This is a genomic window from Ruegeria spongiae (genome assembly GCF_023502395.1).
GTDB lineage: Bacteria > Pseudomonadota > Alphaproteobacteria > Rhodobacterales > Rhodobacteraceae > Ruegeria_C > Ruegeria_C spongiae.
The window spans coordinates 1-13,361 of record NZ_JAMFMB010000057.1; the positions used below are offsets into that span (position 1 = coordinate 1).

The 13,361-nt window shown below is 60.8% G+C and carries 11 protein-coding genes and 2 pseudogenes; 11 read left to right on the top strand and 2 right to left on the bottom strand.

The window, feature by feature from the left end; translation table 11 throughout:
- Window positions 1–115 precede the first annotated feature (115 nt).
- Genes M3P21_RS21780 through M3P21_RS21795 form a run of 4 tightly spaced genes read left to right on the top strand, consistent with a single transcriptional unit; the run spans window position 116 to window position 5,162 of the window.
- Entirely contained in the window at window positions 116–1,366 is a 1,251-nt protein-coding gene (locus tag M3P21_RS21780) for a sarcosine oxidase subunit beta family protein (RefSeq protein ID WP_249713602.1), read from the top strand.
- 13 nt (window positions 1,367–1,379) lie between these two features.
- Complete coding sequence (locus M3P21_RS21785) at window positions 1,380–1,667, top strand: sarcosine oxidase subunit delta (RefSeq protein ID WP_249713603.1); 288 nt, start codon at window positions 1,380–1,382, stop codon at window positions 1,665–1,667.
- Window positions 1,664–4,609, top strand: a complete 2,946-nt coding sequence (locus M3P21_RS21790; RefSeq protein ID WP_249713605.1) for a sarcosine oxidase subunit alpha family protein — start codon at window positions 1,664–1,666, stop codon at window positions 4,607–4,609. The genes M3P21_RS21785 and M3P21_RS21790 overlap by 4 nt, the downstream gene beginning before the upstream one ends.
- Window positions 4,602–5,162: a sarcosine oxidase subunit gamma gene (locus M3P21_RS21795; protein ID WP_249713607.1), complete on the top strand. Its 561-nt coding sequence runs from the start codon at window positions 4,602–4,604 to the stop codon at window positions 5,160–5,162. Before M3P21_RS21790 ends, M3P21_RS21795 begins: the two co-directional genes overlap by 8 nt.
- An 8-nt stretch (window positions 5,163–5,170) precedes the next feature.
- Here M3P21_RS21795 and M3P21_RS21800 read toward each other — a convergent pair whose 3' ends face one another.
- On the bottom strand, window positions 5,171–6,175 hold the full coding sequence (locus M3P21_RS21800) for a GlxA family transcriptional regulator (RefSeq protein ID WP_249713608.1): 1,005 nt from the start codon (window positions 6,173–6,175) through the stop codon (window positions 5,171–5,173).
- A gap of 112 nt (window positions 6,176–6,287) precedes the next feature.
- Between M3P21_RS21800 and M3P21_RS21805 the strand changes: the two genes are divergently transcribed.
- The 6 genes and pseudogenes from M3P21_RS21805 to M3P21_RS21830 all read left to right on the top strand — a co-directional run.
- Window positions 6,288–6,944 carry a helix-turn-helix domain-containing protein gene (locus M3P21_RS21805; RefSeq protein WP_249713610.1) on the top strand — a complete coding sequence of 219 codons (657 nt, stop codon included), beginning with the start codon at window positions 6,288–6,290 and terminating at the stop codon, window positions 6,942–6,944.
- Between the two features lie 295 nt (window positions 6,945–7,239).
- A complete protein-coding gene (locus M3P21_RS21810) occupies window positions 7,240–8,169 on the top strand; it encodes a class II glutamine amidotransferase (protein WP_249713613.1) in 930 nt (309 codons plus the stop codon).
- Window position 8,170: 1 nt separating this feature from the next.
- Complete coding sequence (locus M3P21_RS21815; RefSeq protein ID WP_249713616.1) at window positions 8,171–8,854, top strand: GXGXG domain-containing protein; 684 nt, start codon at window positions 8,171–8,173, stop codon at window positions 8,852–8,854.
- Between the two features lie 20 nt (window positions 8,855–8,874).
- Window positions 8,875–10,203, top strand: coding sequence for an FMN-binding glutamate synthase family protein (locus M3P21_RS21820; RefSeq protein ID WP_249713622.1), 1,329 nt, complete (start codon window positions 8,875–8,877; stop codon window positions 10,201–10,203).
- An 80-nt stretch (window positions 10,204–10,283) separates the two neighbouring features.
- Window positions 10,284–11,612: a type III glutamate--ammonia ligase gene (gene glnT / locus M3P21_RS21825; protein ID WP_249713617.1), complete on the top strand. Its 1,329-nt coding sequence runs from the start codon at window positions 10,284–10,286 to the stop codon at window positions 11,610–11,612.
- A 141-nt stretch (window positions 11,613–11,753) separates the two neighbouring features.
- Window positions 11,754–11,966: pseudogene (locus M3P21_RS21830) on the top strand (glutamine amidotransferase-related protein); the annotation flags it as partial.
- Between the two features lie 31 nt (window positions 11,967–11,997).
- Here the strand turns inward: M3P21_RS21830 and M3P21_RS22845 are convergent.
- A pseudogene (locus M3P21_RS22845) lies at window positions 11,998–12,367 on the bottom strand (globin domain-containing protein); the annotation flags it as partial.
- Window positions 12,368–12,506: 139 nt separating this feature from the next.
- Between M3P21_RS22845 and M3P21_RS21840 the strand changes: the two are divergent.
- Entirely contained in the window at window positions 12,507–13,352 is an 846-nt protein-coding gene (locus M3P21_RS21840; protein WP_249713620.1) for an EamA family transporter, read from the top strand.
- The last annotated feature ends 9 nt before the right edge of the window (window positions 13,353–13,361 follow it).

The window sequence follows — 13,361 nt, forward strand, 5'->3', positions numbered from 1 at the left end:
TATAAGGAAGGGAGCGCCGTCTGATACGCGAGGTCTGATTCAATATCACCAATGTCGGATTTGAGGATATCCAAGACGCCGGTTTCAGTGGAATTTGGTGAAAAAGGTCCGATTCATGCGATATTCCGGCTTCAAGGTTATCAAAGAGGCGCTTACCGGTCACAAAGGCTGGAAACCGGCCTGGCGCGATCCCGAACCCAAGGCGCATTATGACGTCGTCGTCATTGGTGGAGGCGGCCACGGGCTGGCCACGGCGCATTACCTTGCCAAGGTCTATGGGCAACGCAAGGTCGCGGTGATTGAAAAGGGCTGGATCGGCGGCGGCAATGTGGGCCGGAACACCACCATCATCCGCTCCAACTACCTGCTGGACGGCAATGAGCCGTTCTACGAATTCTCACTGAAGCTGTGGGAGGGATTGGAGCAAGACCTGAACTACAACGCCATGGTGAGCCAACGCGGAATCATCAACCTGATCCATTCGGATGCGCAACGCGATGCTTTTACCCGGCGCGGCAATGCAATGATCCTGAACGGGGCCGACGCCGAACTGCTGGACGCCGAGCAAGTGCGCCGGGAATACCCGTATCTGAACTTCAACGACGCCCGCTTTCCGATCAAGGGAGGGCTGGCCCAGCGTCGTGGTGGCACTGTGCGCCATGATGCCGTGGCCTGGGGCTATGCCCGGTCCGCCGACAGCCATGGCGTCGACATCATCCAGAATTGCGAGGTCACCGGGTTTCGGGTCGAAAACGGCAAATGTTTGGGCGTAGAGACCTCGAAAGGGTTCATCGGTGCGGGCAAGGTTGGCTGCGCGGTTGCGGGCAACTCGGGCCGCCTGATGGGGATGGCCGACATGCGGCTGCCTATCGAAAGCCACGTTTTGCAGGCCTTTGTGTCCGAAGGTCTGAAACCCTTGCTGCCCGGCGTCATCACCTTTGGCGCGGGGCACTTCTATGTCAGCCAGTCCGACAAGGGCGGGCTGGTCTTTGGCGGCGATCTGGACGGCTACAACTCTTATGCCCAACGCGGCAACCTGCCTGTGGTCGAGGATGTCTGCGAAGGCGGCATGGCGTTGATGCCGATGATCGGCCGTGCGCGGCTGCTGCGGATGTGGGGCGGGATCATGGATATGTCGATGGATGGCTCGCCCATCATCGACCAGACCCATATCGACGGGCTCTATTTCAACGGCGGCTGGTGCTATGGCGGGTTCAAGGCAACCCCGGCCTCGGGTTACTGCTTTGCCCATCTGCTGGCGAAGGACGCGCCGCATCCGACCGCAACGGCCTATCGCTTTGACCGGTTCCGCACCGGTCGCATGATTGATGAAAAGGGCATGGGCAACCAGCCCAACCTGCATTGAGGGGGACAGAGGCATGATCATTCAACACCCCTTGCTGGGCCCGCGCGACAGTTCCGAGTTTGTTTATCTCGGCGACGCCTCCCTGATTGACCGTCCCGACTGGCAGGCCGAGAACGCGGCAGAGGCGTTTTATGACTACGCCTATCTGCGCGCCAACCCCGCCGGAGAGCACCGCGAGCTTTGGTTTCACGAAGGCGGTGACCGGTCCTGGCTGGTGGTCACCCGCAACACGGTGACCCATGAGATTTCAAAGGTGGAACTGGCCCGCGACGTGGCCCGGGCGCAGGGACGATCCAAATGACCCAAGGCAACAGGCTGAGCGGCGGCCAGATCGACCGCAACACCACTTTGAACTTCCGTTTCGACAATCGCAGCTATACCGCACATCCCGGCGATACACTTGCCTCGGCTCTGCTGGCCAACAATGTGCGCCTGATCGGGCGGTCGTTCAAATACCACCGCCCGCGCGGCGTGCTGACCGCAGGCTCCGAAGAGCCCAACGGGATCGTCGAGCTGCGCAGCGGCAACCGTCAGGAACCCAACACCCGCGCCACCACGATTGAGATGTTTGACGGGCTGGAGGCCCGGTCGCAAAACCGCTGGCCCAGCCTGAAATTCGATGCGCTGGCGATCAATGACCGGTTTTCGAACTTCCTGTCGGCGGGATTCTATTACAAGACTTTCATGTGGCCCGCGGCGTTCTGGGAAAAGCTTTACGAGCCGATGATCCGTCGCGCTGCCGGGCTTGGGTCTCTGTCCATGCAAGAAGACCCGGATGAATATGACAAGGGCTTTCGCCACTGCGACCTGCTGATCATCGGGGCCGGACCCGCCGGGTTGATGGCAGCCCTGACCGCCGGGCGTGCCGGGGCGGATGTTATTCTGGCGGATGAGGATTTTGCGCTTGGCGGGCGGCTGAACAGCGAGAGCTTTGCCCTGAACGACGGTGCTGCCAGCGACTGGGCCGCGCAAGCCGTGGCGGAGCTGTCCTCGCTGCCGAATGTGCGCCTGATGCCGCGCACAACGGTGATCGGCGCCTTCGATCACGGGATTTATGGCGCGGTCGAGCGGATCGGCGATCATCTGGCAAGCCTGCCCGCAGGCAAGTCGCGTCAGATCCTCTGGCGTATTTATGCCAAACGCACCTTGCTCTGCGCCGGGGCCACAGAACGTCCGATCGCGTTTGAGAATAACGACCGGCCCGGCATCATGCTGGCCAGCGCCCTGCGGACGTATGCCAACCGCTTTGCGGCCACGGCGGCGCAGCGGGTGGCGATCTTTACCAACAATGATGACGGGCACCGCACTGCCGCCGATCTGCATGCCAAAGGCGTCAAGATCGCCGCCGTGATCGACGTGCGCGCGGACGCGCCGATCAACCACGACTATGAGGTTTTGCGCGGTGCGCAGGTCACTGACACCAAGGGTCGTCTGGGCCTGAACTTTGTCGAGGTCGCTCTGGCTGACGGCTCGACCCGGACGTTGGAATGCGGCGCGCTGGGTGTTTCAGGTGGATGGAACCCGAACGTGCATCTGACCTGTCATCAGCGCGGGCGTCCGGTCTGGAATGATGATCTGGCCGCATTTGTTCCTGGTGCCGATCTGCCGCCGGGACTGTCTGTTGCTGGCGCGGCGAACGGTTCACTATCCACCTATGGAGCACTGCGTTCCGGCGCCAAGGGCGCGATGAAGGCACTGGATCTGACAGGGTCCCTGCCCGATCTGCCTGCTGCCGAGGATGCGCCGGTGTTCCAAACGCCGTTCTGGTATGTGCAGGGTTGTTCTCGCGCCTGGCTGGATCAGCAGAATGATGTGACCGTCAAGGATGTGAAGCTCAGCCATCAAGAGGGCTTCCGTTCGGTCGAGCATCTGAAACGCTATACCACGTTGGGGATGGCAACCGATCAGGGCAAGACCTCGAATATGGGTGGTCTGGCGATCATGGCCGAGCTTGCCGGAAAATCCATTCCCGAAACCGGCACCACTATTTTCCGCCCGCCTTATACCCCCGTGCCGATCGGCACCTTCGCAGGCCGGATGAAAGGGCAGGAGTTCCATCCGACGCGCCTGACGCCCTCGCATTACTGGGCCAAGGAGCGCGGCGCGGTGTTTGTCGAGGTCGGCAACTGGCTGCGCGCGCAATGGTTCCCGCTGCCGGGGGAAACCCATTGGCGGGAATCGGTTGACCGAGAGGTGCGCCAGACCCGCGCTTCGGTCGGGGTGTGCGACTGTACCACCCTGGGTAAGATCGATGTGCAGGGCAGTGATGCTGCAGCCTTCCTGAACCGGATCTACTGCAACGGTTTCGCCAAACTGGCCGTCGGCAAGACCCGCTATGGTCTGATGTTGCGCGAAGACGGGATTGCGATGGATGATGGCACGGCGGCACGGCTGGCCGAGGATCACTTCGTGGTCACCACCACCACCGCCAACGCGGTCAAGGTCTATCAGCACATGGAATTTGCTCGGCAATGCCTGTTTCCGGATATGGATGTGCAGCTGATTTCCACAACCGAGGCTTGGGCACAATATGCGGTCGCCGGACCCAACTCGCGCAAGCTGCTGCAGAAAATTGTCGACCCAGAATTCGATATCTCGAACGAGGGTTTCCCTTTCATGGGCTGTGGCAATATCACTGTCTGCGGCGGGCTGCGGGCAAGACTGTTCCGGATTTCCTTCTCGGGCGAACTGGCCTTTGAAATCGCGGTCCCGTCCCGTTATGGCGATGCGCTGATGCGGCGGTTGATGGCAGAAGGCAAAGAGTTTGACGTGGTGCCTTATGGCACCGAGGCCCTGGGTGTGATGCGGATCGAAAAGGGGCACGCGGCGGGCAACGAGTTGAACGGAACCACGACGGCACTCAATCTGGGCATGGGCCGGATGGTGTCGAAGAAAAAGGACAGCATCGGCTCGACCCTGTCCGAGCGCGAAGGGCTGAACGAGCCGGATGCGCTGAAGATAGTGGGCATCAAACCGGTGAGCCAAAGCGACAAGATCACCGCTGGCGGGCATCTGATGGATGCCAGTGGTCCGGTCGATGCGGCCCATGATCAGGGCTATGTCACCTCTGCCGCCTTCTCACCCTCGCTGGATAGTCACATCGGGTTGGGGTTCTTGAAAAACGGTGGCGCCCGGATGGGCGAGACGATGCGGCTTGTGTCGCCCCTGACCGACCTGACCATCGAGGTCGAGATCGTCTCGGCCCATTTCGTCGATCCCGAGGGAGAACGGCTTCGTGCATGATCTGGTAGCAATCACCGCCCTGGGCGGATCAGAACCCCGCATAGACACGGTTGGAACGGTCACCTGTAGCGAAGTGCCCGGCGTGGCACTGGCCTCGGTCGCGGCTCGGCTGGACCAAGAGAAGAAAGCCGCAAAAGCGCTGACCAAGCTGACCGGCTCCCCTGCCCCCGGAGTCGGGCGGTTCGATGGTGCACCTGTTGCGGCATTCTGGACCGGGCCAGATCAATGGATCGCCGAAGCGCCATTTGAGAGCCACGAGGATCTGGCGGAACAGGCGAAGGCAGCGTTGGGCGATACGGCCTCAGTTTCGGAACAAACCGACGCCTGGACCCGGTTCGACCTTGGCGGCGCGCAGGTTTTGGCCGTGCTTGAACTGCTCTGCCCGCTGGACACACGCAAGATGACCTACGGTGACGCTGCACGCACATCTATCCACCATCTGGGGTGTTTTGTGCTTTGCCGGTCTCCCGAAGCGTACAGTTTGTACGGGCCGCGATCTTCGGCCGGTTCCCTGCACCATGCAATTGTGACGGCGATGAGATCGGCTCTGTGAGCCGGTGATCAGACCGAGGGCAGCGGCGCGTTGTCCACGACCCGGAACCGATTGATGCGGCGGCGGTCCTCGCTGGGGCTCAGCCCAAAGGCAGACCGGTAATGCGTCACCAGGGGTGCGACCGAACTGTACCCGATAGCGGCAGCGATCTCTGCAATCGGGTCTTTGGCATAGACGACCATCTGACGGGCCGCTTTCATGCGCATGGCGCGATAATAGTGGCTGGGGCTTTGGCCGGTGGCCTGTTTGAAAGCGCGTTCTATCTGGCGCGGGGTAACGCCCGTCCGGTTCGCCACTTCTGCGATCGAGATCGGGTCGCTGATATGCCCCGCGAACAGGTCAACACATTGCGCCACGAGCGGAGGCAGCTTGTCGCCTGTGTCAGGTGCAGCGGTGCGTGGAACCTGTTGCCGCACACCCTCGCCGCGCATCATCGGATGCTGGAACCAGCAAGCGACCTCATGCGCGACATCACCGCCCAGCCGGTTTTCGATCAGATGCAGAGCAAGATCGAATGCCGCCGCCGCACCCGCCGCAGTATAGCGCGTTGCGTCCGAAACGATCACCTCGCAGCGGGCATCCATGTCGGGAAATTCAGCCTCGAACGCGGCCTCGTAGCACCAATGGACCGAGACGGGATGTCCCGTCATGACGCCCGAGCGAACCAATGGAAAAACACCACCGCTGATCCCCCCCAGAATGGTGCCGTGCCGACCCAGATTGCGCAGCACGCCATTGCCGTAGCCGGGGTCGGCAAAGCGTGATGTCGGGCTGCTGAGCAGAAAAAGAATGTCGATGGGCTGACATTCCGACAGCGCGTGCTCGGCCTCGAAACGCACGTCTGCGCTGGAGCGGACTTTCTGACCGCGTTCGGTGACCAGTGACCAGCGGAAAGCCCCCTGCCCGGCGATCTCGTTTGCTGCGCGCAGAGGTTCGATCAAAGAGGTCAGACAGGCCATTGGAAACCCGTCAAAGAGCAGAAACCCAATCTCGGTTCGCTTTTCTGTCAGCATGATTATTTTACTATCAGGAAAAATCAGTGCTAAGGTAGTCCAAATTGGTTTGGATGTTCGGTGCAGCGGCTTGCCGAACTGGTTTGGCCAAGTGTAGCAAGACCCTGGCGAGATGAAATTAAAAAAAACCGACGCAGAATTGGCGACAAAACTGACACAGGATCCCCACTCCGTCCGGACAGGCGAGCGTGAGAAAGTTCTCGAAGTTGCCATCGGTCGCGAGGTCCGTGCCTTTCGCAAGCAACAGAACACCACCGTGGCGGAACTGGCGCAACTGACCGGGTTGTCGATCGGGATGTTGTCCAAGATCGAAAACGGAAACACCTCCCCGTCGCTGACCACGTTGCAATCGCTGGCCAATGCGCTGTCGGTGCCTTTGACTGCCTTTTTCCGCCGGTTCGAAGAACGGCGCGAGGCGGTACATACCAAAGCGGGCGAAGGTGTCGAACTGGACCGGGCAGGCACACGCGCAAACCACCAATACAACCTGCTGGGTAATATCGGCGCCAATGGATCAGGTGTGATCGTCGAACCTTATCTGATCACGCTGACGGTGGAATCAGACGTGTTCCCAACCTTTCAACATGATGGGATCGAGACGATCTATATGTTGGAAGGCGAGGTGGATTATCGTCACGGCGATGAGGTCTACCCTCTGCAACCGGGCGATACCCTGTTCTTTGACGCCGATGCACCGCACGGGCCGGAACGGCTGGTCACCCTGCCCGCGCGGTATATCTCGGTCATCAGCTATCCACAGGCAAACTGACGGATAACAGAAACCACGCCGTAGAGCCGTGGATTCGCACCTCAATTCTCAGTTGGTCAGGCTTTCAAGGGCGGCTCCGTTTCCGGATCCGGCCAAATCCCCGGTGACGTGGGCAGACCATCGTCAAATTGGCTGAGGTAAGGCACAGCTGGAACGGTATTGATCCGGCTCTGAACCATGGCAGGTATCCCGCCCCTTGCCTTGCAGGAAAACTTTTTTCCTATGATTATTGATCTTTAACATCGTTGTTGATAGCGTCGATTCACACGGAATCTCACAAGGAGAGCTGCCTGCCATGTGCGGAATTGTCGGATTATTCCTTAAGGACCAGTCACTTGCGCCCAAGCTGGGCGACATGCTGACAGACATGCTGATCACGATGACGGATCGCGGCCCCGACAGTGCCGGAATTGCGATCTATGGCAATGAATCTCAGGGTAAAACCAAACTGACGGTTCAATCGCCGAACCCGGATGAGGATTTCGCCGGACTGGCCGAGGATCTGGGACAGGCCCTCGGGGTCAGCGTAACGCAATCGATCACCGACACCCATGCGGTTCTGGAAATCCCCGGCGACCAGTTCGAGGCCGCGCGGGCGGCGCTGGCCGAGATCCGGCCATCGATCCGGCTCATGAGCCGCGGTGAGACCCTGGAAATCTACAAAGAGGTCGGCCTGCCCAAGGATGTGGCGGCGCGTTTCAACCTCAGTGGCATGAGCGGCACACACGGGATCGGCCACACGCGGATGGCGACCGAATCCGCAGTAACCACGATGGGCGCGCACCCGTTCAACACCGGCCCGGATCAATGTCTGGTCCATAACGGCTCGCTATCGAACCACAACTCGCTGCGCCGCAAACTGCGCCGCGAAGGGGTGACCATTCAGACCGAGAACGATACCGAGGTCGGTGCCGCCTATCTGACCTGGAAGATGATGAACGGCGCGACGCTGGGCGAGGCGCTGCAATCCAGTCTCGATGATCTGGACGGGTTTTTCACTTTTTTGGTTGGCACCAAGGACGGCTTTGGCGTCGTCCGCGACCCGATTGCCTGCAAACCGGCGGTGATGGCGGAAACCGATCAATATGTAGCCTTTGGCAGCGAATACCGGGCGTTGGTGAACCTGCCCGGCATCGAAGAGGCCCGGGTGTGGGAACCGGAACCGTCAACAGTCTATTTCTGGTCCCACACTGACAGCCCCACGACCCACGAAAAGGCCGCCTGACATGCAGACCTATGATCTAGAAGAAAACGGCCTGCGCGGCTTGAACGCGGCCCTGCAGGCGCAGAACGCCGAGACCAACCGGACCCGTTGGGAGGTTGTGAACCCGAAGGGCAGCCATGCGATTGCCGTCGGGCTGGACGCGCCGATCGAGGTGACGGTCAAAGGCTCGACCGGGTATTATTGTGGCGGCATGAACCAGCAGGCGACAGTGCGGGTCGAAGGCTCGGCCGGGCCCGGCGTGGCGGAAAACATGATGTCCGGTCAGGTCATCATCAATGGCGATGCCAGCCAATATGCCGGGGCCACGGGCCATGGCGGTTTGCTGGTGATCAAGGGCAATGCCAGCTCGCGCTGCGGGATCTCGATGAAAGGGATCGACATCGTGGTCCACGGCAATATCGGTCATATGTCGGCCTTCATGGCGCAGGCAGGCAATCTGGTGGTCTGTGGCGATGCGGGCGATGCGCTGGGGGACTCGCTCTATGAGGCGCGGCTGTTCGTGCGCGGCTCGGTCAAAAGCCTCGGTGCGGATTGCATCAAAAAAGAGATGCGCCCCGAGCATCTGGAGATTCTGAAGGATTTGCTGGAGCGCGCGGGCAGTGATGCCAAGCCGGAAGAGTTCAAACGCTATGGCTCGGCCCGTCAGCTCTATAACTTCGATGTCGACAAGTCGGCCGCCTACTGAGGACAATGGGTATGAAAGATATGGACGATCAGATCCCCCGCACCCTGCCGATCCAGTCGGCAACATTCACCAATCCGATCAATGCCGAAATCCGCCGCGCGGCGGCGACCGGCATCTACGACATTCGCGGTGGCGGCGCCAAGCGGCGCGTTCCCCATTTCGACGATCTGCTGTTTCTGGGCGCGTCGGTGTCGCGCTATCCGCTGGAAGGTTACCGCGAGCGTTGTGACACCTCGGTGACGCTGGGCACCCGTTTTGCCAAGAAGCCGATCCAGTTGGATATCCCGGTGACCATTGCGGGCATGAGCTTTGGCGCCCTGTCAGGCCCGGCAAAAGAGGCTCTGGGCCGGGGCGCATCTGCGGCGGGCACGTCAACCACCACCGGGGATGGTGGCATGACGCCAGAGGAGCGCGGCCATTCCAGCAAGCTTGTCTATCAATACCTGCCCTCGCGCTATGGCATGAACCCCAATGACCTGCGCAAGGCAGACGCGATCGAGATCGTGGTCGGTCAAGGCGCAAAGCCCGGCGGTGGCGGCATGCTGCTGGGGCAGAAGATCAGTGACCGCGTGGCCGAGATGCGCACGCTGCCCAAGGGCATCGACCAGCGCTCGGCCTGCCGTCACCCGGACTGGACCGGCCCCGATGACCTGGAGATCAAAATTCTCGAACTGCGCGAGATCACCGATTGGCAGGTTCCGATCTACATCAAGGTTGGCGCGACACGCCCCTATTACGACACCGCGCTGGCGGTGAAGGCCGGGGCCGATGTGGTTGTGATGGACGGCATGCAGGGCGGCACCGCCGCCACACAGGATGTGTTCATCGAACATGTCGGCATTCCAACCTTGTCCTGCATTCGCCCCGCCGTTCAGGCGCTGCAGGATCTGGGCGTGCATCGCGAGGTGCAGCTTGTGATCTCGGGCGGGATCCGCACCGGGGCCGATGTGGCCAAGGCGATGGCGCTTGGTGCGGATGCGGTGGCCATCGGCACCGCCGCGCTGGTGGCGCTGGGGGATAACGATCCGAAATGGGAATCCGAATACCAGAAGCTGGGCACCACCACCGGTGCCTATGATGACTGGCACGAAGGTCTCGACCCGGCCGGTATCACCACGCAGGACCCCGATCTGGCCGCGCGCCTCGACCCGATCGAGGCCGGACGCAGGCTGCGCAACTACCTCAAGGTCATGACGCTGGAGGCGCAGACCATCGCCCGCGCCTGCGGTCACAATCACCTGCACAACCTCGAACCAGAGGACCTGTGTGCCCTGACAATGGAGGCGGCGGCGATGGCGCGCGTGCCCCTGGCGGGAACCAGTTGGTACCCGGGCAAGGAAGGGTTCTGATCTGATACAACGCGGCTCCTGCACGGGGGCCGCGTTTTTGCTTTGAACAACCAAAAAACAACAGGGAAAGGAAAGCCATCGTGACGACAGATCTCGCAGCTTTCGCACAAGAAAACGGCGTCAAATACTTCATGATCTCGTTCACCGACCTGTTCGGTGGCCAGCGGGCCAAACTGGTGCCCGCACAGGCCATTTCCGACATGCAGGAAGATGGCGCGGGTTTTGCCGGGTTCGCCACCTGGCTGGACATGACGCCAGCGCATCCCGACATGCTGGCGGTGCCGGACCCCTCTTCGGTCATTCAACTGCCGTGGAAGCCCGAGGTCGCCTGGGTCGCGGGCAATTGCGTGATGGAGGGCAAGGACGTCGCCCAGGCCCCCCGCAACGTGCTGCGGCGCCTGATCGACGAGGCCGCAGATGAAGGTCTGCACGTGAAAACGGGGATCGAGGCCGAGTTTTTTCTGCTGACCCCAGATGGTGAACAGATCAGCGACCCGTTCGATACCGCCGAGAAACCGTGCTATGATCAGCAGGCCGTAATGCGCCGCTATGACGTCGTGCGCGAAATCTGTGATTACATGCTGGAGTTGGGCTGGGGACCCTATCAGAACGACCACGAAGACGCCAATGGCCAGTTCGAGATGAACTGGGAGTTCGACGACGCGCTGAAGACCGCTGACAAGCACTCTTTCTTCAAGTTCATGACCAAGTCGGTGGCTGAAAAGCACGGCCTGCGCGCCTCCTTCATGCCGAAACCCGTCGAAGGCCTGACAGGCAATGGGTGTCATGCCCATATCTCGGTCTGGGATGCGCCGGGTGATGCCGCCAAAACCAATGTGTTCGCTGGCGAAGGCGACGGTCAAACCGGTGAGGTGGGCCTTGGTGAACAGGGCAAACATTTTCTGGGCGGCATCATGAAACATGCCAGCGCGCTGGCGGCGATCACCAATCCGACGGTCAACTCCTACAAACGGATCAACGCGCCGCGCACGATGTCGGGCGCGACCTGGGCGCCGAACACGGTGACCTGGACCGGCAACAACCGCACGCATATGGTGCGTGTTCCCGGCCCGGGCCGGTTCGAACTTCGCCTTCCGGACGGGGCGACCAACCCCTATCTGCTGCAATCCGTCATCATCGCGGCGGGCTTGTCTGGCATTCGCAGCAAGGCCGATCCCGGCCCACGCTACGACATCGACATGTATGCCGAAGGCCACACCGTCAAAGACGCACCGAAATTGCCGCTGAACATGCTGGACGCGCTTCGCGACTACGATGCCGACGAAGAGCTGAAATCCATGATGGGGGAAGAGTTTTCATCGGCGTTTCTGAAGATGAAGCGGCAGGAATGGGATTCCTTCGTCAGCCATTTCTCGCGCTGGGAAAAAGAAAACACGCTGGATATCTGATACGGTCGGGACGCGTTTCAATCTGGGCCGCGGCATTTGCTGCGGCCCAGAGTGTTTCATTCAAGTCCAAACAGATCAGCCACGAAAATTCTCGTGTTCCAACACACCAAAGGCGAAAATCCAGGCGCATTTCTGGATCACATGGTGGATCATGGCGATCACGTGCAGATCGTGAACCTCTATGACGGGCAGGCTAATCCCGTGCTTGAAAGGTTTGACCTGCTGCTGGTCATTGGAGGCCCGATGGATGTCTGGAACACCGAGGCCAACCCGTGGTCGATCCCTGAAAAACGCGCCATTGAGCGATGGGTTCGCGAACTCGATCGTCCGTATTTCGGGATCTGTCTGGACCATCAGTTATTGATCGACGCGCTTGGCGGGCGCTGCGCCAAGATGGAGGTGCCCGACGCAGAGTTGCGCGCATCTTGTCCACAGCCGGACCGGACGTGCCGCAATCGGCCAGCGCGGCATCAAAGATCTCCAGCCACAGCTCGGCATCCGCTTCGCGAATGGGTACATGGGCGTGGATCTCGCGCTGGTCCATATGGCCGAAGCGTTCCGAGTAATAGGCCCGCCCGCCCAGAAACCCGCTTAGAAACTCGAACTGTGCCTGCCTTGTGTGGTTCCGCCCATGGCCGCGAAAATGCAGCCGGTGCAGGGAATGCACCGCCGGGTCGCTCTCCATACGACCGTAAAACCGTTCGACCAAAGCGCGCAGGCGCCTCGCCCCCAATCTGATCCAGTGCGGATGCCATCAACAGAGTCGCCGAAACACAAATCGCCCAGTTGTTGCATATCAGGAAAATATGTTTAACAACAGTGGCAGGCTGACGCGACAGGACCTAATACTGAGCATGAGCAAACCGTGACGAAACAGACGCTCTTAGCGGTCGCATGAACGCGCTGGCTCTTGGCCTGCTGGCGGCGGTCTGCTGGGGTTTCCACGACCTTGCGGTGCGCTATATCAGTCAGTCGGTAAGCGTGATCGCGTCACTGATGACCGTATTGGTCTCAGGCGCGGTGTTGCAGGCCGGTTTGCTGGCGACATCGGGTGGGTACGGCTCGGTTCACGGCCAGGCGGTTTTATACGCAATCGCGTCAGGGGGATTTTATCTGCTGGCGGGGCTCAGCATGTATGCCGCTTTCCAGCGTGGCCCGGTGCGGCTGGTCGCCCCTCTGGTCGCGAGCTATCCGGTTCTGTCCGTTGCGATGGCGATCTGGCGAGGCGCGACGGTCGACCTGTGGCACTGGTTGGCCGTGATCGCGATTGGTCTCGGCGTGTCCATCGTTGCCGCGCAACCCGAGCAGGAAGACTCCGATATTCCGCCCAGCGGGCTGACCGCGATCCTGTCGCTGCTTGCCGCCGTGGGGATTGCCGGGGCGTTTGCTTTGGGCCAATACGCCAGCGAACTCAGCGATGAATACGCCGTTTCTCTGATTGCTCGATTGACGGCCATCAGTGCGCTGACCATGGTTGCGGTGGCCAGCGGCAAGGCGCTGTGGCCGGGTCTGCGCGCCCTGCCCCTGCTTTGTGTGATGGGCCTGCTGGATGCCAGCGCCATTGTCAGCGTGGTTGCGGCGGGCGGGTTGCCCAATGCGCAATATGCCTCGGTCACGGCCTCGGTCTTTGGGTTGCTGACGGTGGTACTGGCCTGGGCGATCCTGAAAGAGCGGATGCGCCCGCGCCAGTGGCTCGGCTGCCTCGTGGCCTTTGCGGGAATTGGCTATCTCGCGCTGTGACCTGATCAC

What these genes read in the sequence shown, in the direction of transcription:
- M3P21_RS21840 (WP_249713620.1), top strand. Translation starts at nt 12,507, where the DNA reads ATGAACGCGCTGGCTCTTGGCCTGCTGGCGGCGGTCTGCTGGGGTTTC.
- M3P21_RS21800 (WP_249713608.1), bottom strand. Translation starts at nt 6,175, where the DNA reads ATGCTGACAGAAAAGCGAACCGAGATTGGGTTTCTGCTCTTTGACGGG.
- M3P21_RS21805 (WP_249713610.1), top strand. Translation starts at nt 6,288, where the DNA reads ATGAAATTAAAAAAAACCGACGCAGAATTGGCGACAAAACTGACACAG.
- M3P21_RS21790 (WP_249713605.1), top strand. Translation starts at nt 1,664, where the DNA reads ATGACCCAAGGCAACAGGCTGAGCGGCGGCCAGATCGACCGCAACACC.
- M3P21_RS21785 (WP_249713603.1), top strand. Translation starts at nt 1,380, where the DNA reads ATGATCATTCAACACCCCTTGCTGGGCCCGCGCGACAGTTCCGAGTTT.
- M3P21_RS21815 (WP_249713616.1), top strand. Translation starts at nt 8,171, where the DNA reads ATGCAGACCTATGATCTAGAAGAAAACGGCCTGCGCGGCTTGAACGCG.
- M3P21_RS21820 (WP_249713622.1), top strand. Translation starts at nt 8,875, where the DNA reads ATGGACGATCAGATCCCCCGCACCCTGCCGATCCAGTCGGCAACATTC.
- M3P21_RS21810 (WP_249713613.1), top strand. Translation starts at nt 7,240, where the DNA reads ATGTGCGGAATTGTCGGATTATTCCTTAAGGACCAGTCACTTGCGCCC.
- M3P21_RS21780 (WP_249713602.1), top strand. Translation starts at nt 116, where the DNA reads ATGCGATATTCCGGCTTCAAGGTTATCAAAGAGGCGCTTACCGGTCAC.